Below are 19,211 nucleotides of genomic sequence, written 5' to 3'. Positions count from 1 at the left end.
ATTACAAAGTGTTAAGTAGGGATACGCAAGCCGAACGGACTTTGAAAGTGATTGAAAGTATCACAAAAATTTATATTAGGAGAAACTTATGAAAAAAGTTCTATTTTTATTAGTTGCATTCGCTGGTATGGCATTTGCAGCAGATGGTGAAATGGTAAAAGCTTACTCTGTTTTAGCAGCAGTAGTTGGTTTAGGTATTGCAGCACTTGGTGGTGCTATCGGTATGGGTCATACTGCAGCAGCTACAATTGCAGGAACAGCTAGAAACCCAGGTATGGGTGGGAAACTAATGGGAACAATGTTTATCGCATTAGCGATGATTGAAGCACAAGTTATCTATACACTTGTATTAGCTTTGATTGCTCTTTACTCAAATCCATTTATTGGATAATCTCTTTCCCTTCTGGGAAATACTTCCGAAATCTTTCAATATAATAAATTATTAGAGATTATTTAAGCGATTGTGGTGGAATGGTAGACACGCAGGCTTGAGGGGCTTGTGAGGCAACTCGTGGGGGTTCAACTCCCCCCAATCGCACCATTATATTTATAAATATTCTTATCATTTTTAACCTTTTGTATAGCTTTAAGCTCTTCTATTTTAGTATCAATTGGATTATTTATAAAATATTCTATTGCATCCTTTTTATCTTTAATTCTATTATTTTCTATTTGCTTATCAAGTCCTACGCTTAACATACTTATCCTTTGTATTGTTGTAATACATAATTGTAGCATAAAAATGAATAAATTTTAAAAATCTTCTGAAAATATCTATTTTGTGTATTGTAATATGCAATATATAATTTCAAAGGAGCGATTGTAGTGGAATGGTAGATACGCAGGCTTGAGGGGCTTGTGAGGCAACTCGTGGGGGGTTCAACTTCCCCCCCCCCAGCACCATTATTTAAAAAGCTGTGAGTGAGTTTCTATTCTAATAAGTGTTATTTCTTTATTTATTTTGATGTAGATAACTAATAAGTCGCCTCCTAAATGAAACTCTTTTGTATCAGTCCATTCACCAGTTAGAAAATGGTCTTTTGCTTCTGGTGGTAATTCTTTATTATTTACCAGTAAAGAGATGTAATTAATAAATTTTTGAAATTGAGTATCTGTCATTTTTATTTTATTTATATCTTTTATAAACTGCTTATGTCTTTTAAGTTTAAGCATTATTTATTCTTTTAAGTTCATTTAAATTTATTTTTTTTACATTTTTACCAGCTCTTGTTTCTTTAATAGCTTTTTGTGTAGTTTTATTTGGAATTTTTACTTCAAAAGGTAATCCTTTGTATTTAACTATCATTGCAGTAAAAATATTAACTGCTTCTGAATAGCTTAACCCTAAACTTCCTAAAATTTCTTTTGCTTCTTGAAAATACTCTTTTTCTACTCTTATACTTGTTTGAGTTTTCATTCTCAATCCTTTTTTGTTTTATTATATCCCATTTGGGATACAAAAAGCAAGGATAATTTTTTAAATTTTGAATTATTCTACTATTTATCTCGTTATAAAATGAATACAAAATGAATAAATTTCCAAATTATTTCCGAATATTATTTTTTTGTGATATAATATAATATATTATTTTATTAGGAGTTATTATGAAAAAAATAATGAAAAGTGGTTTATCACATTTTATTGTTACGATGTTTTTTATATCGGGATTGGTGGGTTCAAGTCTGTATGCAGATGATGACCCTATTTGTTATGATCCGCCTATTGAGGGTGGATTTCATTTTTTTGGTTTTAGTTTCCTTCCAACAGTTACTGTTCCAATTAAAGCTAGTGAAGCTTTAAAGAATGTAACTATAGATGAATTGCATAAAAATATTTTTTCTTTTGATATGTTTAAAAACAATGAAGTAATAGATCAAGATGGAAACTATGTAGGAAATGCAACACAATCAAATAATGGATTCGCAGATTTAAATGCATTTGGTATGGACACTTCTTTATTTAATACAAAAACAATACAATATCAATTAGGAGATTATGGTCCAACAAGTGATAATAATTATAAACAATTATATTCTAATGCATTAATGGGTTTTGATTTTTTAAATTGGGGTAATAGTTTAGAGTATATAGCTCATTATACTGATAAAAATGATGTTAATCAAACTATAATACTTAAGCCTTGTTCTAGTTCTGGCTCTAATGAATTACCACATATTGGATATTTTGATGCTTGGAATTGGAATGATGCAAAGTATGGTATAAATGATAGACATATAACAACAAAAATTGTTAATCAAGATTTTAATTTAACAATAGCTTCAATTAAAGATGGTGAAGTTGATACGCAGCCAACTGAAGGGTGGAATAATGATATAGATATTAAATATGCATTAGTTGATAATGATAATAATGAAAATAATATAACTGATTATGGAACTTTTGATGCTTCTAAAGATGCTTATATAACTCCTGATTTTAATATATCAAAAGCATATAAAGATGTATATGTGCAATTTAAAGTATGTTCTAAATATGATGGAAGTGATTATACTTTATTTGATTATGATGATTGTGTAGATCATAATGGTAATGAGGATGAATGTTCAGATGTAAAAGAAAAGAGGGGATTTTGGGATGATCCATGTATCAGAAAATTTTATAGCACAGATAATTTTGCAATTAGACCAGACCATTTTGAAATAAATGTGCCTAATAATTCTATTTACAAAGCAGATAATAATATGTCAACTATTTCTATAACTGCAGTGGGTGAAAATGGTAAGCCAGTAAAAGATTATAATAAATCAAGTAATGTATTAATTTTATATGCAATAGATAATAATTCAAGTGCATATGTTCCAGAAGTAAATCATAGCTTTAGTTTTAAAGATGGAAATGCTACCATTGATTATCTTAAATATCCAGAAGTTGGAACAATTGATTTAAATATTTCAGAAATAAATGGTAGTGAATTTGCACAAGTAGATGAAGATGATACACCAGATGATCAAAGATTGATAGAATCTAATGTTTCAAATAAATTTAGAGTTATTCCAGACCATTTTGCTATAACAAATGTTAATGTAAGCAATTTCGAGGGAGGTAGTTATACATATCTTTCTAATGATTTGAATATGAGTGGAGAGCTTAATGCTACAATTACGGCAGAAAATGAAGCAAATGAAACTACAATAAATTATAGAGCTGGATTATATGCAAAAGATGTAAATATTTCAATTCCATTTACAACTTCGGAAAATAATGTTTCAGATAAAATCTTAACTCAATATGGAGAAAATAATATTTTAATAGATAAAAACATATCATTTACGATAGGTGAAGGTAATTTCTCAAATGGGGAATTTAATTTGAGTTTAAAAATAAACTTTGATAGAAAAGTTTCAAAAGCAGTAAATGATTTCAATCTAACATTAAATGATTTAAATGTAACAAATGATGATAATGTTACAAATGGTAATGATGTCTCAAATAATCTTAAAAACCAACCTTTAACTTTTAGATATGGTAAAGCAGAAGCAGAAGATGTATCTACATATGGTAATGATGTTGTTGTTCCTGTTCATTATTACTACTATTATAATAATGATTGGGTAATTAATGAAAATCATATTAATAAAACATATGGGGATGTGAATGATACATATCCAAAAGGAACTTCTGTTACTTTAAATGAAAATAATATTACAAAAGGAACTCAAAATATTGATCTAAACCTTGCTAATGTAACATCAAGACCATATAAAGAAACATTACATTTAGGAATAGATCCATGGCTTTGGTATTCAAAAACAGGGGAAGCTTATATAGAACCAAGTGCATCAAACACTGATTGTTCAACTCATCCTTGTTCGAATATAATTATAAATAAATTATCAAAAGATTGGGCAGGAGTTGGAGTCCCAAATGCAGAAAACAATGTTAGTAACAATACTATAAAAATAAAGAGGAAAGATATCAACAATTCAAATAAACAAATTTATCATAAATTAAATTGGTAATTTAACAAATTTAAAAAAGGGGGGGGGGAAGATGAAAAAAATATTTTTAATGATGAGTATAGGGATTAGTTTACTTTTTGGTGTTGATTATGATAATAATTATACATGTGGAATTTTTCCAAGTGCTTTAACTTCATATAAAACTATAAAAGTTGTAGGATCAAATCACAAAGTTTATAATTCTGCAAGTATTTCTGCACAAATTTATAATGACAATCAGAATAAATTACAATGTTCAGTAAATGAGGATGATTCTAATTTACAAAATTGTAGTAGAATAGATCCACCAAAAAATAAATATGATCATATTTTGTTAACAAGTAGTGATGATGAGCATTATACTGGAAGTAATAAAACAATACATCTAACTCCTACAAATAGTTATGATGATAATAATATAAAATATATGACAGTTGGAAGTTATAAATTTAGTGGTAGTCATACTACAGTTATTTTTGATGAGCCAGGAGATTATTATTTTGACGAACTTACCTTTACTGGTAGTAATAGTAAAATTATTTTACCAAAAAATGGAATTGTTCGTATATTTGTCAAGAATAATTTAGAATCTAGTGGAAGTGGAATGAATATAAATGATGAAAATACTAAAGCAAGTAATTTATTTATTTATGTAGGTGGAGATTTTGATGTTAGTGGTTCTGATACAGAATTAAATGGATTTGTTTATGTAAAAGGAGAAACTACTTTACCTGGATCCAGATTTACACTTCATGGAGCTTTAACAAGTGAAGGTGATATAAGTATTAAAGGTAGTAAGCACTATTTTTATTATGATACTAATGCTGATGACTTGGGTTATGGTGAGTGTCCTTTATGTTATGATACTCCAAAAGTTTCAGGTATGAATTTTGATTTTGGACAATGTCCAGGGTTTTCTATTAGTATGTTTTCTGAGATAGAAGTTCCTATCAAATCAGATGAAAATTTAAGTAATGTAAGTATAGATGAAGCACATAAAAAATCAATTTTTTCTCTTAGCATGTTTAATAGAAATGAAGTAGTAGATCAAGATGAAAATAAAGTAAGAAATGCAGATCAATCAAATAGTGGATTAGTTAATGTAAGTGGATTAGGAATAGATGCTTCTTTATTCAATGATAGAATTGTTACTTATAAATTGGGTGATAATAATTACAATTATGGTCCAACAGATGAAAGCAATTATCAACAAACATATACATATTCATTATTTGGTTTTGATTTTTGTAAATGGTATGAGAGTTCTCTTTATTTAGCACATTATGAAGATGAAGAGGGAAGACATTATGATTTAATTGTTGGTCAATGTCAAAATTCTAGCTCTGGAGGAGGAGAATTACCACATGGTTTTTTTGATGCTTGGAATAATGATACAGATCATGGTATAAGTGATAGAAATATAACCACAAAAATTGTTAATCAAAATTTTAGTTTAATAATTGCTTCAATTAATAAAAATAATGATGCTATTAAAACAAAAAGAGGTATAGATATTAGATATGCATTAGTTGATAATGATAATAATGAAAATAATATAACTGATTATGAACCTTTTGATGCTTCAAGTCCTGCTACAACAAATCATAATTTTAATATCTCAAAAGCATATCGAGATGTGTATGTGCAATTCAAAGTATGCTCTAGTTATGATGGAAATGATTATACTTTATATCCATATGATTATTGTAAGGATGTTTATGATAACTATAAAGAATGTTCAACTTCGACAGATACAGGTCCTTGTATTAGAAAATTTTATAGTTCAGATAACTTTGCAATTAGACCAGACCATTTTGGAATAAGTGGAACTGGAATTAATAAAGCAGATAACAATATCTCTTTTATTTCCATGAATGCAGTAGATGAAAATAGTAATAGAGTAGATAATTATAATGAATCAATTAGTAATTTAAATTTAAGTGTAAAAGATGCTAATAGTAGTGCTAATATTGGTAGTTTAGATTATAGCTTTAATTTTGAAAATGGAGTTGCCAATATTAATTATCTTAAATATCCAGAAGTTGGTGATATCAATCTAACACTTTCAGAAATAAATGGTAGTGAATTTGCAAAAGTTGATGCAGATGACACACCAGATAGCGAAAGATTTATTAATTCTGGTAGTTCAGGGTTTTTTAGAGTAATTCCAGATCATTTTGATGTAACAGAGATTAATGTAAGTAATTTCAATGAAGGTAATTATACATATCTTTCAAAAGATTTAAATATGAGTGGAAATCTTAAAGCTACGATTACTGCACAAAATAAAGTAGATGAAACTACAACAAATTATAGAGCTGGATTATATGCAAAAGATATCAATATTTCCATTCTTTTTTCTCCAACTAATATACAAAATTTATCGAAGGTTTTAACTGAGTATGGAGAAAATAATATTACAGATAAAAATATATCATTTACAATAGGTGAAGGTAATTTCTCAAATGGTATATTGAGTTTGAATTTAAAAATAAACTTTGATAGAAAAGTTTCAAAACCTGTAAATGATTTCAATTTAACACTAAATGATTTAAATGTAACAGATGAAGATGATGTTAATGGGTCCAAAACTATAGATCAAAATATTATTTTTAGATATGCTAAAGTAACTACAAAAAGTGTATCTTTATATACCAATAATGTAGTTATTCCTGTTCTTTTTGTCTATTATCATGACAATAATTGGATAACTAATAATGATCATAATAAAACATATGGAGATGTGAATTCAACATATACAAAAGATCCAATAAATGTAACTAATCTAAATGAGGATTCTATAACAAATGGAATTCAAGATATTAATATAAATACTAATATATCATCAAGACCATATAAGGCAACATTACATTTAGGAATAGCTTCATGGCTTTGGTATTCAAAAACAGGGAAAGCTTATAAAGACCCAAGTGCATCAAATACTGATTGTTCAACTCATCCTTGTGTAAATATAATTATAAATAAAGCACCAAAAGAATGGATGGGAGTTAGCGTTGATAATTCTCATAATGATGTTAATAAAAATACAGTTGATACTAATAAGACAAATCATGATCATTTAAATAAACAAATTTATCATAAATTAAACTGGTAATTTTGTTATAATTTCATAAAAAAGGAATTTTTTATGGTAAAAGTGCAAAATTTAAAAAAATCTTATGGAAGTAGGGTTTTGTTCGAGGATGTTAATTTAACTCTTGACAAAGGTAAAAGATATGGACTTATTGGTGCAAATGGTGCTGGTAAGTCAACATTTTTGAAGATACTTTCTGGTTTAGAAGATGCTACAGATGGTGAAATAATTATAAATAGTGCTTTGAAAGTAGGTGTTTTAGGTCAAAATCAATATGCTTTTGAAGATTTCACTCTTTTTGATGCAGTTTTATATGGAAATAAAAAACTTTTTGATGCTATCAAAGAGCAAGAAAAATTATATATGTCAGAAGAATTTACCGATGAAATCAATAATAGAATTGGTGAACTTGAAATGATAAAAGTAGAAGAAGACCCTACTTACGAATATGATATTAAAATCACTAAAATTCTAGAAGATTTGGGATTTTCCAAAGATGAACATCTAAAACTTATGAGTGAAGTTCCAAATGCAGATAAATTCAAAGTTTTACTTGCTCAAGTATTATTTCCCAAACCAGATATCTTATTTTTAGATGAACCTACAAATAACTTAGATATGGAAACTATTTCATGGCTTGAAAGTCAACTCAAAAGACATGAAGGAACAATGATTGTAATCTCTCATGATAGACATTTTTTGAACGAAGTTGTAACTAATATTATAGATTTGGATTTCAAAAAACTGAGAGAATTTGCTGGAAATTATGATGATTGGTATATGTCTTCTACTGTGTTGCAAAAACAAGCAGTTGCAGATAGAGATAAAAAAGAAGCACAAAAAAAACAACTTGAAGAGTTTATCCGAAGATTTAGTGCAAATGCTTCAAAAGCAAAACAAGCAACTTCTAGACAAAAACAACTTGATAAACTTGATTTAAAACCGATTGAGCTTTCAAGTAGGAGAGAACCAAGTATTGTTTTCAAACAAAATAGAGAAATAGGAAAAGAAATTCTTTTTGTAGAGCATATTTCTAAAAGTTTTGATAGCCATAAAGTTTTAAATGATATTAGTTTTGTGATGAACAAAGGTGATAAAATAGCATTAATTGGACCAAATGGGATAGGGAAAACTACACTTTGTGAGATTTTAGTAGAAAATCTAAAACCTGACGAGGGTAAAGTTATATGGGGTGCAAAATCAGATATTGGTTACTTTCCACAAAATACAACTGATATAATTACAGGAGATGAAAAACTTTATGATTGGCTTAGAGGATTCAAAAAAGATTCTGAAATAGGTGATATTAGAAATGCACTTGGAAGAATGCTTTTTAATGGAGAGGAACAAGAAAAATCAATTGAAAAATGTAGTGGTGGAGAAAAACATAGAATGATGCTCTCAAAACTAATGCTAATAGGTCCAAATGTATTGATCTTAGATGAGCCTACGAACCATTTAGATCTAGAAGCTATTATTGCTCTTGGTGAAGCTATTTTCAATTATGATGGCCAAGCAATTGTAGTTTCTCATGATAGAGATTTTATAGATGCTTTTGCAAATAGAATCATAGAAATCAATCCAGATGGAGGGATTACTGATTTTATGGGAACTTATGAGGATTATAGAAATATAAAAAAATGATTCATTTTATCAATACAGGTGGAACATTCAATAAAAGATATAATAGAGTAAAAGGCACTCTTGAAGTGCCTTTGGATTATGAAGCATTATCAGAGATTTTAAAAAACTCGCTTTTTAATCAAAAATATAAAATTACTCAAATTATCTCGAAAGATTCACTCGAATTTACGAAAAACGATAGAAAATTATTACAAAAAACGATACAAAATATAAAAGAAGATAAAATAATTATAATTCACGGAACAGATACGATGAAAAAATCAGCTAAATTTATTTCAGAAATTAAAGATAAAAAGATTGTTTTTTGTGGAGCGATGAAACCTTATGAGATAAATTCAGTAGAAGCTACTGCAAATCTATTTTTAGCTATTGGATTTATAGAAAATAGCAAAAATGGAATCTATATTGCGATGAATGGGGTTGTTGATAGTTATAAAAAAATAGAAAAAGATTATAAAAATGGGATTTTTTATAAGAAAATTTAATTGATTTTAGTTTCTATCTCTTTCCATAACATTTGATATGCTTTTGAAACTTCACTAAATGGAGCAAATACTTCTACAGGTGCGAGTTCTTCTCCCATTTTCTCTACAATTACAGAATTATAAATCGGAGTTTTTAGAATTTGTTTTTTAGGTAAATTTAATATTTTTTCACTTATTTCAAGATGCATTTTTTTTCTTTTATCCACCATTGAAAGAAATGTAAACACTTTTCTTTTGGAAGTATAGGCTTTGAAATAATTTACAATTTGGTTATATGTTCTAATAGAAAGAATTGTTGGAATTGTTGGAATAATTATCACATCACTAGCTTTAAATATATTTTGTGAAATAGGAGATAAAGTAGGCGGGGAATCAATAAAAATATATTTATATCCTGTTATGCTTTTTAATAATTTTGTCAAAAGTTTATCATCTTCCAAATATTTATCTAAATCTTTTAGAACTCAAATCTGCAGGAATTATGTCAATATTTTCAAAATTTGTATGTTTTATATATTTTTCAAGACCTTTTTTGGTTATTTTTGAAACTAAATTTTTATTTTTGACTTTTCTTTCTAAATAAAAAGTTGATGCTCCTTGTGGGTCCAAATCCCATACTAATACTTTATTATTTTTCGAGGCATTGAAAGCTAGATTTATTGTAGTTGATGTTTTTCCTACACCTCCTTTTATATTATAAAGAGCAATAACCAATTTGTAACCTTTTTTTGGTATAATTTTACCATAATTTAGAAAATATAAAGGTAAGAAATGAGAGAAATTGATTTAAATGAATTTAATAATCCAGAATATGTAATGGTTGGGAATAAAAAAATGAAATTTGAAGATATGATGAATGAGTATGCTAATCTAAAAGATGAAGAAAAAAAAGCAGTAAAAAAGTATTCTTCAGAAAAAGCTTTAAAACCTTATCAAGCTGAACTTATTAAAATGCAAAGTTATTTAGAAAATAATTCAAAAAGAATGGTAGTTTTGTTTGAAGGAAGAGACGCAGCTGGAAAAGGTGGAACTATTAGAAGAGTTACAAGATATATGAATGAAAAACATTATAGAGTAGTTGCTCTTGGAAAACCTAGTGATGTACAAAGAACTCAATGGTATTTTCAAAGATATACAGAACAACTTCCAAGAGGTGGAGAAATAGTACTTTTTGATAGAAGTTGGTATAATCGTGCAATGGTTGAGCCTGTATTTGGATTTTGCACAGAAGAAGAATATGAAAACTTTAAAAAAGATGTAGTAGAATATGAAAAATCACTTGTTAGAAACGGAACTGTTTTAGTAAAAATTTATCTATCAATTTCAAAAGAAGAACAAGCAAAAAGATTTGCTAAAAGACAAAGAGATCCACTTAGACAATGGAAATTAAGTGAAATTGACCTTCAAGCTCAAGATAAATGGGATGAATTTACAACAATGAAATATGAAATGCTCAAAAATACACATACAATTTATGCTCCTTGGACTGTTATTAGAAGTGATGATAAATTTAAAGCTAGACTTAATGCTATGAAAGTTATTTTAAATGCAATAGATTATGAAGGTAGAAATGAAGATTTAAGTTTTGTGCCAGAAGATGAAATAGTAGTTAGTGGTGCAAGAGAGATAGAGCTTATGGAAGTGCAAAGAATAAAATCAGGTAAATTTACAGATTAAAGGATAATTATGAGATTTTCAAGACTATTTACTTATACAACAAAAGAAGACCCAAAAGATGCCAGTTTACCAAGCCATAAATATTTAGTAAAAGCTGGATTTATTAAACAAATAGCAGCTGGAATATACGATTTTTTACCACTTGGAAAGATGACATTTGATAATATTAGAAAAATTGTAAAAGAAGAGATGGATGAAGCAGGAGCAAATGAAGTTACTGCTGGATTTGTAACACCTTGTGAGTTGTGGGCTGAAAGTGGAAGAATTGATAAAATGGGCGATGAAATGCTTAGAATCAAAGATAGAAAAAATCAATGTTATGTTTTAAGTCCGACAAATGAAGAAAGTTTCGTGGATATTGTTCGAAATACAATTAAAAGTTATAAACAACTTCCTGTAAATCTATATCAAATTAATACAAAATTTAGAGATGAAGCAAGACCTAGATTTGGACTTCTTAGAGGTAGAGAATTTGTAATGAAAGATGCTTATTCTTTCCATAGTAATGATAAAGATTTAGATAGAGAATTTAATCTAATGGAAGAGACTTATAGAAAAATTTTTACAAAACTTGGAGTTGAATTTAGAGCAGTTATGGCTGATAGTGGAGCTATTGGTGGGACTGGAAGTAAAGAATTTATGGTATTAGCTGATAGTGGGGAAGATACATTAGCTGTTTGTGAGAGTTGTGATTATGCTGCCAATTTAGAAGTTGCAAGCAGAAGAAATCCTAAAAAAGAAAATCCTATAAAAACAGAAGAGATAGAGCAAATCGAAACTCCAAATATTAAAACTATAGAAGAAGTTTCTAAATTTTTGGGAGTCGATAAACATTTTATAATCAAAGCAGTTATAAAAAAGGCAATTTTCGCAGATGAAGAAAAAATAGTTGTATTTTTCGTAAGAGGTGATGACGAACTAGAAGTTACAAAAGCAAAGAATGCAATATTTGCAGATGATTTAGTAGATGCAAGTGAAGAAGAGATTAAAAATAGTGGGTTAGTTGCTGGATATGTGGGACCATTTGGACTTGATAGTAAAGTAGATTATATTATTGATGATGATTTAAGAGGTGCTGATGAATTGGTAGCTGGTGCAAATATCGAGCCTTATCATATCAAAGGTGCAAGTTTAAAAGAAGCTAATATACTTGGAAATGTTACACGATATGGAGACATAGCAGCTGTTAAAGAAGGTGATAGATGTCCTAAATGTGGAGGAAGATTGAAACTTACAAAAGGTATAGAAGTTGGGCATATTTTCAAACTTGGAGATGTTTATTCAAAACCTATGAATGCAACTTTTTTGGATGAACAAGGAAAAGCAAAAGCTTTTATTATGGGATGTTATGGAATAGGGGTTAGTAGATTAGTAGCAGCAGCAATTGAGCAAAATCATGATGAATTTGGTATGATTTGGCCAAAAGAGATAGCGCCGTTTGTAGTAGATATAATTATTGGAGATGTTAAAAAAGCTGAACAGGTGGAATTTGGGGAAGAATTGTATTCTAAATTACAAAATGTAGGAATAAAAATACTTCTTGATGATAGAAAAGAAAGATTTGGACCAAAAATCAAAGATTTTGAACTTATTGGTTTTCCTTATGCTGTTGTAATTGGTAAAAAGTTAAAAGATGGTATTGTTGAGATTAGAGATAGAAAAATATTGGAAAAATTTGAAATAAAAAGTGATGAAGTATATGAAAAATTAATGGAGATAATATGATTTATTTTTTAGCTTATCTTTTTATTGAAATTTTTGTAACTTATGAATTTACATCTATAGTCTCTCCATTTGGGACTTTTATTGAAATTTTATTTAGTGGATTTATAGGTGTTTTTATCTTAAGGACTTTACATTTTTCACTGGTTGATTCTATGCAAAAAGTTATGAAAAAAGAGATATCACAAGAAGAATTTATGAGTATTGGGTTGTTTAAATTAATTGGGGCCTTTTTACTTATTTTACCAGGGGTTTTTAGTGATATTTTAGGGGTTTTGATGCAATTTGATGAGTTTGGTGCTTTTGTAGCAAGACAATTTTTGCCAAAAAGAGAGAATCAAGATAAAAATCCATTTGATAGTGAAGATGATGTAATAGATGTAGAAATTATAGATGATAGAAAGATAGAAAAATGAGAAATCAGCCAAAATATTCAATTTTCAAAAACTCAAGTTATGCAATTGATGGGCTAAAAGATTTACTTAAAAATGAAACTTCATTTAAATTGGAAATTATTGCTTTTACTGTTTTTATTACTATTTTATATTTTATTGATGTTAGTTTTATTGAAAAACTTTTTATGTTTTTTAGTTTAGTTTTGATTTTGATAGTGGAAGCACTAAATGGAGCGATTGAAAGAGTTGTTGATTTGGTAACTTTGGAATATCATGAAATGGCAAAAAGAGCAAAAGATGCTGGTAGTTCAGCAGTTCTTATCTCTATTTTATTTGCTGTTTTTGTATGGGGAAGTATTTTAATTAAAAATTTTTTTTAAAATTAACATTTTTTCATTCTCAATTCTCAATTATTATAATTCCCATTCGCTAATCAATTCAATTCCATTTTTTTTCAAAATTTTACTTGTAAGGCCGTAAGTGTTGCATTTGCATTCACAGCCATTTATATAAGCTGATGTTTGTTTTATCCCACAACTAGGAGATTTTTCTTTTCCTATAAATATTTTAATATTCTCGTTTTGACAAATTTTCAGTGCTTTTTTCGCACCTTTAAAAAAAGCTTCAGTTTTATCAACTCCATTTATATCAATTAATTTATCTCCTATAAATCTTGCTGCAGGTCTTGGAGTAGGGAGAGTGTAAGCTTCGGGACAAAAAGGAATTAAAATATATTTTTGATTTAATTTCTCTAATATATTTTTATCTAATGGTTTAGATTTTCCGTCATATCTGCAACTTACTCCAAGCATACATTCACTAATCAGTGCTTTTTGCATTACATTCTGTTCTTTAGTTCAATTCCTAAAATATTCGTACCAGTTTTGATGATTGTAGCTACGCTTGCTAAGATTTTTAATCTAATTGCTTCTCTTTCATCTCCAGCTACTTTGTTTGAATTATAAAAGCTGTGGAGTTTTGAAGCTAGATTTATTAAAAAGTTTGTAACTCTGTGTGGTTCTCTATTTTTGAATGAATCTTCAAGTTCATAAGGAAGTTGCAGGGCAAAAAAAAGTAACTCTTTTTCAGCTTTTTCTAAATTATCTAGTTTAACTTCTTTCACATCATCAAAAGTTTTATTTAATTTATCAAATATAGAATTAATTCTTGCATAAGCATAATTTACATAAAATACAGGATTGCTTGAATCAGTTTTGTTTAAATCATCTACATCGAATTCAAGTGCATTATCAGCTTTTTTTGTTAGAAATATAAAACGAAGTGCATCTGCACCAATATCTTCTACTACATCACTTGCAAGTATGAAATTTCCAGCTCTTTTACTCATTTTATATGGTTCTCCACTTTTTAAAAGTGCTACCATTTGAGCTAAAAGTATTTCAAGTTTTTTAGAATCATATCCTAGAAATTCAATAGCAGCTTTGACTCTTGCGATATATCCGTGGTGATCAGCACCCCAAATGTTGATGTATTTATCAAAATTTCTTTTGAACTTATCAAAATGATAAATAATATCTCCTGCAAGATATGTAGGCCGTCCATCATCTCTAACTACTACTCTATCTTTACCGTCTTTATAAACTGTGCTTTTTAACCAAATTTTATTATCTTTTTCATAAATTGCATTTGCTTTTTTCAGTTTATTCAAAACTTCATCCCATTTATTGTAAAGTTTTTTTTCACTTACCCAATTATCAAAAGGAGTTACTTTTAGATTTGCTATATCTTGTTTGATGACTTTTAGCATTTCATTTTTTGCCCAAGTTGATAAATTTTCTATATTATTTTCATCATTAAAATATTCTTTTCCAAATTTATCGATTGCTTTTGACGCTAACTCTTTAATATATTCGCCTTTATAAAATTCTTCCGGCCATTTTACATCATAAGAAAGGATTTCTCTTGCACTTAAATATAAAGATACACCTAAAAGTCTGATTTGATTTCCTGCATCATTTACATAATATTCACTAACTATTTTATATCCTAAATGTCTTCCTATTCTAAGCAAGGCATCTCCATATATTGCACCTCTTGCATGTCCTATATGCATAGGTCCTGTGGGATTTGCAGAAATATATTCAAGTAAAATAGTTTCTTTCTTTTCATCTTTTCCAAAATTATTTTTTTCTTCTAAGACTCTATTTGCCATTTCATTCATCATAGAATCACTAAGTTTGAAATTAACAAAACCACCAATTGCTTCTACACTTTCAAATTCACCATATTTTTCAAATGAAGTTGCTAGTTCAGTTGCATATTCCATTGGATTTCTTTTTTCTTGTTTAGCATATTTAAATACAGGTACTGCAAAATGCCCAAATTCTTCTTTTTTAGGTTTTTGTAAAATAATTTCATCATCTATATGATTTTTAATAATATTAATTATCTTTTGTTTCATTCCATTCCTTTATAAATATATCTAAATTTTGTTTATCTGCTTTTATTAATGATACTTTTGCAATTGCTTCAAGTTTTTCTATGCTGTTTTCTAAGATGTCATTAATTAATAAAAAATCATATTCATCTATTTTTTTCATTTCATTTAATGCATTTATAAGTCTTATTTTTAAACTTTCTTCAGTTTCTGTTCCTCTATTTTTAAGTCTTTCAATTAAAATTTGTTTAGTTTTTGTAGTTATAAAAACTGATGTTATAACATTAGAATATATTTTTTTAACAGATTCAAACCCTTGAACATCAATATCTAAAAATACAATTTTTCCTTCTTTCATTGCTTTTTCAATAGGTTTTATACTTGTTCCATAATAGTTTCCATGAACTTCTGCCCATTCTAGAAAGTAGCCTTTTTCTATGTCTTTTAGAAACTCTTCTTTTGTAACAAAATAGTAATCAGTTCCATTTTTTTCACCTTTTCTTGGGAGTCTTGTTGTGGAGGAGATAGAAAATATAGTTTTATCTTTTCCAATTTTCTTGCAAACTTCTCTAGCAATTGAAGTTTTTCCACTTCCACTTGGTCCGGATAAAACAACTAAGCTACCCATTTTTATTCTTTATCAAATTTGATAGTAATTGTCAGTGTAGCACCTGAGTTTTTAAGCGCTTCCAGATTTAAATTTAATAATGAATTTACTGTATTTTCAGCTTCTTTATTGTTATTTGAATTTTGCTTTGGTTCTTCACTTTCTTTGTTTTTTTCTGGTATTTCAGTTAAATTTTTATTTTCTTCTTCATTTTCTGATAGATTTTCAGCTTCTTCGTTGGCTAACTTATCTAAATTATCATTTTTTTCACCCATATCTTCTATATTTTCCCCAATTGCTTCAGCGACACTTTTTTCATCCATATCTTCAAGTTCATTATCAAGTTTATCTAAATCCATATTTTTATCCTTTGTTTTATCATCTTCATCTAAGTTTGTATTGTCTAAATCTATTTCATTATCATTATTTGATTCGTCTTGATTATTATTTTCATCCAAAGACAAATCAGCATCATCAATAGTTATATCTTCATCATCATCTAAATTTTCTATTTCATCATCATTATTTGATTGTTCTTGATTATTATTTTCATCCAAAGACAAATCAGCATCATCAATAGTTATATCTTCATCATCATCTAAATTTTCTATTTCATTATCATTATTTGATTTATCTTGCTCATTGTCTTCATCCAAAGACAAATCAGAATCATCAATAGTTATATCTTCATCATCATCCAAATTTTCTATTTCATTATCATTATTTGTTTCGGCTTGAACATTATTCTCATCCAAAGAGAGATCAGAATCATCAATGTTATCAATTTTTAAGTCATCATCATTTTCAATATTTAAATCTTCATTTAATTCAATATCATTTAAATCTTCATCTAAATTAGAATCATCTGAGAAAATTTCATCATCTGAATCAGAAAACAGTTCATCATCTATATCTAGATCTAGATTTTCATTATTATCCAAGATATCTTTTTGTATATCTTCTTGTGTATTTTTAGATTGTTCTTCAGTCTTTTTAATTAATTCTATTAAATCAGTAGGTAAAAATGGTTTATTCATATATTCATCAAAACCAGATTTTTTTTCTTCATTTTTCCCTAAAATAAGTACTTTTTTTGTTGAATGAGGTAGCTTTTGTATTAATTCATCAGAATATATTGAATTATCTATAAATATAATATTAGCGTCTTCTTGTGGATTATTAATATCACCTTCTATAAGTTGCATACCCATTTTTTCTAAACTTAAAGAAAAAAGTTTTTTTATGGTAGCATTATCACTAAATAATAGGGCTGTTTTCATTATATTCTCCCATTTTTTAGTATAATTATACCAAAAAGGATAGCAATGAAACAAATATTTATTTTAATTGTTTGTATAATATTTTTAAATGCGGAAGATAAAATATATTTTATGCCTAATGATGGTAAAAAAGCTCAAAAAAAGATTTCTTATTTAATATCTCATGCTCATAAAAATATAGATATAGCAATGTATGCTTTTACCAATAAAGTCTTTTTTAAAGCCTTAAAAATAGCTGCCAAAAAAGGTATTAGCATTAGAATAGTTGCCGATAGAAGTTCAAATAATAATCAAAAATATTTTAGTATAGTTCCAAGATTAAAAAAATTAAGAAATATTAAAGTTCATTTATTAAGTGGTAGGGCAATTGGAAAGTATAAAGGTATTATGCATATAAAATTATTAATAATTGATAAAAGAGTAGTGGCTTTTGGAAGTGCTAACTATACTTATTCTGCTTTTCATAAAAATTATGAACTTTTATATATAAATGATGATAGAACTTTTACAAGAAGATTTATTCCTATCTTTGAAAAGTTGTGGAAGGCTAAATAATTAATTTTATTATTTAAATGAAGGATGATAATATATTTATAACATCAAAAACTTCTTTTTTAAACATAAATATCATACTGCTTAAAATTGCAATTATAATCATAAAACTAATTGCAATTTTAATAGGAAATCCTATTACAAGTAAGTTAAATTGAGGCATACTTTTCATAATCATTCCAAAAATTATATCACTTAAAAATGATACTGCGAGTATTGGAAAAGCTAGAGAAAATCCTAGTATAAAAAAATGATTCATTTCATACATTAAATATTCCCCCATACTTTTCATATCGAAAAATTGTCCAAAAGGCATAGAATGTAGAGATTTTGCTATCAGCTCAAGCATCAAATAATGTCCATCTGCAGCTAAAAATATAACAACTGCTAATAGATTAAAAAATTGTGATATTACAGGAGTTTGGATTCCACTATTAGGATCAACTATTGTAGCCATTGTAAGTCCCATAACAAAAGATATAAGCTCACCTGCAAATTGTAAAATCATAAAGATTACTTGTAAAGCAATTCCTGTAAAAAAGCCAAATGTAATTTCGTTAATAATAGATAAAATTATATTGTTTAGAGTAGGCTCAAATGTAATAAGTGGAACTAATGGAAAAGTTATAATTGTAAACCAAAATACAAAAGCAGCTTTAATCATGTTAGGAATTGTTTTAAAATTAAAGACTGGTAAAAAAGCTATTAAAGCACTCCATCTGATAAATAAAAGAAAAAATGTTATGACATTTTTGTCATTTAGTAATTGTGTATAGTCCATAATCTTGTAATTTATAAAGTGTATCACATTTTTTGGCTATTTCTTCATCATGTGTGACCATTATTAAGCAAGCGTTGTTGTTATTGCAATATTCTTCTAATATATCCATAACTTCAAATGCACTTTCTCTATCTAAATTTCCAGTTGGTTCATCTGCAAATATAATTTTTGGTTTTTTAGTAAGCACTCTTGCTATACTTACTCTTTGTTGTTGTCCACCACTTAAGGTTTGTATATTTTGATGTATTACATCATTTATATTTAATCTTTTTAAAAGATTTTCATTGATTTGTGTGTTAGCTAAAATCTCAGCTACTTTTAGATTATCAAGAGCTGAAAATCCATTAAAAAGATAATGAAATTGAAAAATAATACCAGTTTTATTTTTTCTTAATTCAAGTAATTCTTTCTCTTTTAGAGAATAAATATTTTCATTAAATAGATAAACTTCACCACTATTTGGTTTTAGAAATGTAGATAAAATATGAAGCAATGTTGACTTCCCACTACCACTTACGCCAAGTATTGCTACTTTTTCTTTAGCTTTTACTTCTAAAGAAATATTTTTGAAAAGAGGATAATCAAATTCGTGAGATAAATTAATTGTCTTAATCAA

General features: G+C 27.5%; 21 protein-coding genes and 1 tRNA gene. 11 read left to right on the top strand and 11 right to left on the bottom strand.

Going from position 1 to position 19,211, the window contains the following annotated elements:
• Positions 1 to 88: 88 nt before the first annotated feature.
• Both ACZ5OA_RS05030 and ACZ5OA_RS05025 read left to right on the top strand, forming a co-directional pair.
• Positions 89 to 391 (top strand): F0F1 ATP synthase subunit C, encoded by a 303-nt coding sequence (locus ACZ5OA_RS05030; protein WP_464906788.1) that lies wholly within the window; start codon positions 89 to 91, stop codon positions 389 to 391.
• A gap of 66 nt (positions 392 to 457) precedes the next feature.
• Positions 458 to 541 (top strand) — tRNA-Leu (locus tag ACZ5OA_RS05025).
• On the opposite strand, the gene ACZ5OA_RS05020 is transcribed toward ACZ5OA_RS05025, so the two are convergent.
• From ACZ5OA_RS05020 to ACZ5OA_RS05010, 3 genes are all read right to left on the bottom strand, one after another.
• On the bottom strand, positions 520 to 699 hold the full coding sequence (locus ACZ5OA_RS05020; RefSeq protein WP_464906787.1) for a hypothetical protein: 180 nt from the start codon (positions 697 to 699) through the stop codon (positions 520 to 522). The genes ACZ5OA_RS05025 and ACZ5OA_RS05020 overlap by 22 nt on opposite strands.
• A 204-nt stretch (positions 700 to 903) precedes the next feature.
• Complete coding sequence (locus ACZ5OA_RS05015) at positions 904 to 1,173, bottom strand: type II toxin-antitoxin system RelE/ParE family toxin (RefSeq protein ID WP_464906786.1); 270 nt, start codon at positions 1,171 to 1,173, stop codon at positions 904 to 906.
• A complete protein-coding gene (locus ACZ5OA_RS05010) occupies positions 1,166 to 1,417 on the bottom strand; it encodes a type II toxin-antitoxin system RelB/DinJ family antitoxin (protein WP_464906785.1) in 252 nt (83 codons plus the stop codon). Before ACZ5OA_RS05010 ends, ACZ5OA_RS05015 begins: the two co-directional genes overlap by 8 nt.
• 188 nt (positions 1,418 to 1,605) lie before the next feature.
• On the opposite strand from ACZ5OA_RS05010, the gene ACZ5OA_RS05005 reads away from it, so the two are divergent.
• Genes ACZ5OA_RS05005 through ACZ5OA_RS04990 form a run of 4 tightly spaced genes read left to right on the top strand, consistent with a single transcriptional unit; the run spans position 1,606 to position 9,183 of the window.
• Complete coding sequence (locus ACZ5OA_RS05005; RefSeq protein WP_464906784.1) at positions 1,606 to 3,981, top strand: DUF6701 domain-containing protein; 2,376 nt, start codon at positions 1,606 to 1,608, stop codon at positions 3,979 to 3,981.
• Between the two features lie 31 nt (positions 3,982 to 4,012).
• Positions 4,013 to 7,075, top strand: a complete 3,063-nt coding sequence (locus ACZ5OA_RS05000) for a hypothetical protein (protein ID WP_464906783.1) — start codon at positions 4,013 to 4,015, stop codon at positions 7,073 to 7,075.
• A gap of 33 nt (positions 7,076 to 7,108) precedes the next feature.
• Positions 7,109 to 8,698 carry an ABC-F family ATP-binding cassette domain-containing protein gene (locus ACZ5OA_RS04995; protein ID WP_464906782.1) on the top strand — a complete coding sequence of 530 codons (1,590 nt, stop codon included), beginning with the start codon at positions 7,109 to 7,111 and terminating at the stop codon, positions 8,696 to 8,698.
• Positions 8,695 to 9,183 (top strand): asparaginase domain-containing protein, encoded by a 489-nt coding sequence (locus ACZ5OA_RS04990; RefSeq protein WP_464906781.1) that lies wholly within the window; start codon positions 8,695 to 8,697, stop codon positions 9,181 to 9,183. The genes ACZ5OA_RS04995 and ACZ5OA_RS04990 overlap by 4 nt, the downstream gene beginning before the upstream one ends.
• Here the strand turns inward: ACZ5OA_RS04990 and ACZ5OA_RS04985 are convergent.
• Positions 9,180 to 9,623 carry a ParA family protein gene (locus ACZ5OA_RS04985; protein WP_464906780.1) on the bottom strand — a complete coding sequence of 148 codons (444 nt, stop codon included), beginning with the start codon at positions 9,621 to 9,623 and terminating at the stop codon, positions 9,180 to 9,182. The two genes, ACZ5OA_RS04990 and ACZ5OA_RS04985, sit on opposite strands and share 4 nt — an antisense overlap.
• A gap of 4 nt (positions 9,624 to 9,627) precedes the next feature.
• Complete coding sequence (locus ACZ5OA_RS04980; RefSeq protein WP_464906779.1) at positions 9,628 to 9,897, bottom strand: ParA family protein; 270 nt, start codon at positions 9,895 to 9,897, stop codon at positions 9,628 to 9,630.
• 57 nt (positions 9,898 to 9,954) lie between these two features.
• Between ACZ5OA_RS04980 and ppk2 the strand changes: the two genes are divergently transcribed.
• Genes ppk2 through ACZ5OA_RS04960 form a run of 4 tightly spaced genes read left to right on the top strand, consistent with a single transcriptional unit; the run spans position 9,955 to position 13,357 of the window.
• Positions 9,955 to 10,860, top strand: a complete 906-nt coding sequence (gene ppk2, locus ACZ5OA_RS04975) for a polyphosphate kinase 2 (protein WP_464906778.1) — start codon at positions 9,955 to 9,957, stop codon at positions 10,858 to 10,860.
• Positions 10,861 to 10,869: 9 nt separating this feature from the next.
• Positions 10,870 to 12,585, top strand: a complete 1,716-nt coding sequence (locus tag ACZ5OA_RS04970; protein WP_464906777.1) for a proline--tRNA ligase — start codon at positions 10,870 to 10,872, stop codon at positions 12,583 to 12,585.
• Positions 12,582 to 12,998: an FxsA family protein gene (locus ACZ5OA_RS04965; protein WP_464906776.1), complete on the top strand. Its 417-nt coding sequence runs from the start codon at positions 12,582 to 12,584 to the stop codon at positions 12,996 to 12,998. Before ACZ5OA_RS04970 ends, ACZ5OA_RS04965 begins: the two co-directional genes overlap by 4 nt.
• The gene (locus tag ACZ5OA_RS04960; protein ID WP_464906775.1) at positions 12,995 to 13,357 is read left to right on the top strand and encodes a diacylglycerol kinase; all 363 of its coding nucleotides are present in this window, start codon (positions 12,995 to 12,997) and stop codon (positions 13,355 to 13,357) included. The genes ACZ5OA_RS04965 and ACZ5OA_RS04960 overlap by 4 nt, the downstream gene beginning before the upstream one ends.
• Before the next feature lie 33 nt (positions 13,358 to 13,390).
• Here ACZ5OA_RS04960 and ACZ5OA_RS04955 read toward each other — a convergent pair whose 3' ends face one another.
• From ACZ5OA_RS04955 to ACZ5OA_RS04940, 4 genes are read right to left on the bottom strand one after another with little or no spacing between them, the layout of a single operon-like run.
• A complete protein-coding gene (locus tag ACZ5OA_RS04955; protein WP_464906774.1) occupies positions 13,391 to 13,816 on the bottom strand; it encodes a 2-thiouracil desulfurase family protein in 426 nt (141 codons plus the stop codon).
• On the bottom strand, positions 13,816 to 15,399 hold the full coding sequence (gene argS, locus ACZ5OA_RS04950) for an arginine--tRNA ligase (protein ID WP_464906773.1): 1,584 nt from the start codon (positions 15,397 to 15,399) through the stop codon (positions 13,816 to 13,818). The genes ACZ5OA_RS04955 and argS overlap by 1 nt, the downstream gene beginning before the upstream one ends.
• On the bottom strand, positions 15,380 to 16,003 hold the full coding sequence (gmk, locus tag ACZ5OA_RS04945) for a guanylate kinase (protein WP_464906772.1): 624 nt from the start codon (positions 16,001 to 16,003) through the stop codon (positions 15,380 to 15,382). Before gmk ends, argS begins: the two co-directional genes overlap by 20 nt.
• A 2-nt stretch (positions 16,004 to 16,005) precedes the next feature.
• Positions 16,006 to 17,262 carry a hypothetical protein gene (locus ACZ5OA_RS04940; RefSeq protein ID WP_464906771.1) on the bottom strand — a complete coding sequence of 419 codons (1,257 nt, stop codon included), beginning with the start codon at positions 17,260 to 17,262 and terminating at the stop codon, positions 16,006 to 16,008.
• 45 nt (positions 17,263 to 17,307) lie between these two features.
• Here ACZ5OA_RS04940 and ACZ5OA_RS04935 point away from each other — a divergent pair, with 45 nt between their 5' ends.
• A complete protein-coding gene (locus tag ACZ5OA_RS04935; RefSeq protein ID WP_464906770.1) occupies positions 17,308 to 17,817 on the top strand; it encodes a phospholipase D-like domain-containing protein in 510 nt (169 codons plus the stop codon).
• A 13-nt stretch (positions 17,818 to 17,830) separates the two neighbouring features.
• Here the strand turns inward: ACZ5OA_RS04935 and fliR are convergent, their stop codons facing one another.
• Positions 17,831 to 18,595, bottom strand: a complete 765-nt coding sequence (gene fliR, locus ACZ5OA_RS04930) for a flagellar biosynthetic protein FliR (protein ID WP_464906769.1) — start codon at positions 18,593 to 18,595, stop codon at positions 17,831 to 17,833.
• Positions 18,570 to 19,211 (bottom strand): ABC transporter ATP-binding protein, encoded by a 642-nt coding sequence (locus ACZ5OA_RS04925; RefSeq protein ID WP_464906768.1) that lies wholly within the window; start codon positions 19,209 to 19,211, stop codon positions 18,570 to 18,572. The genes fliR and ACZ5OA_RS04925 overlap by 26 nt, the downstream gene beginning before the upstream one ends.

The organism is Thioreductor micantisoli, from assembly GCF_055392745.1.
This window is presented reverse-complemented; position numbering and strand designations above follow the sequence as displayed.

What these genes read in the sequence shown, in the direction of transcription:
- ACZ5OA_RS05030 (WP_464906788.1), top strand. Translation starts at nt 89, where the DNA reads ATGAAAAAAGTTCTATTTTTATTAGTTGCATTCGCTGGTATGGCATTT.
- ACZ5OA_RS05020 (WP_464906787.1), bottom strand. Translation starts at nt 699, where the DNA reads ATGTTAAGCGTAGGACTTGATAAGCAAATAGAAAATAATAGAATTAAA.
- ACZ5OA_RS05015 (WP_464906786.1), bottom strand. Translation starts at nt 1,173, where the DNA reads ATGCTTAAACTTAAAAGACATAAGCAGTTTATAAAAGATATAAATAAA.
- ACZ5OA_RS05010 (WP_464906785.1), bottom strand. Translation starts at nt 1,417, where the DNA reads ATGAAAACTCAAACAAGTATAAGAGTAGAAAAAGAGTATTTTCAAGAA.
- ACZ5OA_RS05005 (WP_464906784.1), top strand. Translation starts at nt 1,606, where the DNA reads ATGAAAAAAATAATGAAAAGTGGTTTATCACATTTTATTGTTACGATG.
- ACZ5OA_RS05000 (WP_464906783.1), top strand. Translation starts at nt 4,013, where the DNA reads ATGAAAAAAATATTTTTAATGATGAGTATAGGGATTAGTTTACTTTTT.
- ACZ5OA_RS04995 (WP_464906782.1), top strand. Translation starts at nt 7,109, where the DNA reads ATGGTAAAAGTGCAAAATTTAAAAAAATCTTATGGAAGTAGGGTTTTG.
- ACZ5OA_RS04990 (WP_464906781.1), top strand. Translation starts at nt 8,695, where the DNA reads ATGATTCATTTTATCAATACAGGTGGAACATTCAATAAAAGATATAAT.
- ppk2 (WP_464906778.1), top strand. Translation starts at nt 9,955, where the DNA reads ATGAGAGAAATTGATTTAAATGAATTTAATAATCCAGAATATGTAATG.
- ACZ5OA_RS04970 (WP_464906777.1), top strand. Translation starts at nt 10,870, where the DNA reads ATGAGATTTTCAAGACTATTTACTTATACAACAAAAGAAGACCCAAAA.
- ACZ5OA_RS04965 (WP_464906776.1), top strand. Translation starts at nt 12,582, where the DNA reads ATGATTTATTTTTTAGCTTATCTTTTTATTGAAATTTTTGTAACTTAT.
- ACZ5OA_RS04960 (WP_464906775.1), top strand. Translation starts at nt 12,995, where the DNA reads ATGAGAAATCAGCCAAAATATTCAATTTTCAAAAACTCAAGTTATGCA.
- ACZ5OA_RS04955 (WP_464906774.1), bottom strand. Translation starts at nt 13,816, where the DNA reads ATGCAAAAAGCACTGATTAGTGAATGTATGCTTGGAGTAAGTTGCAGA.
- argS (WP_464906773.1), bottom strand. Translation starts at nt 15,399, where the DNA reads ATGAAACAAAAGATAATTAATATTATTAAAAATCATATAGATGATGAA.
- gmk (WP_464906772.1), bottom strand. Translation starts at nt 16,003, where the DNA reads ATGGGTAGCTTAGTTGTTTTATCCGGACCAAGTGGAAGTGGAAAAACT.
- ACZ5OA_RS04940 (WP_464906771.1), bottom strand. Translation starts at nt 17,262, where the DNA reads ATGAAAACAGCCCTATTATTTAGTGATAATGCTACCATAAAAAAACTT.
- ACZ5OA_RS04935 (WP_464906770.1), top strand. Translation starts at nt 17,308, where the DNA reads ATGAAACAAATATTTATTTTAATTGTTTGTATAATATTTTTAAATGCG.
- fliR (WP_464906769.1), bottom strand. Translation starts at nt 18,595, where the DNA reads ATGGACTATACACAATTACTAAATGACAAAAATGTCATAACATTTTTT.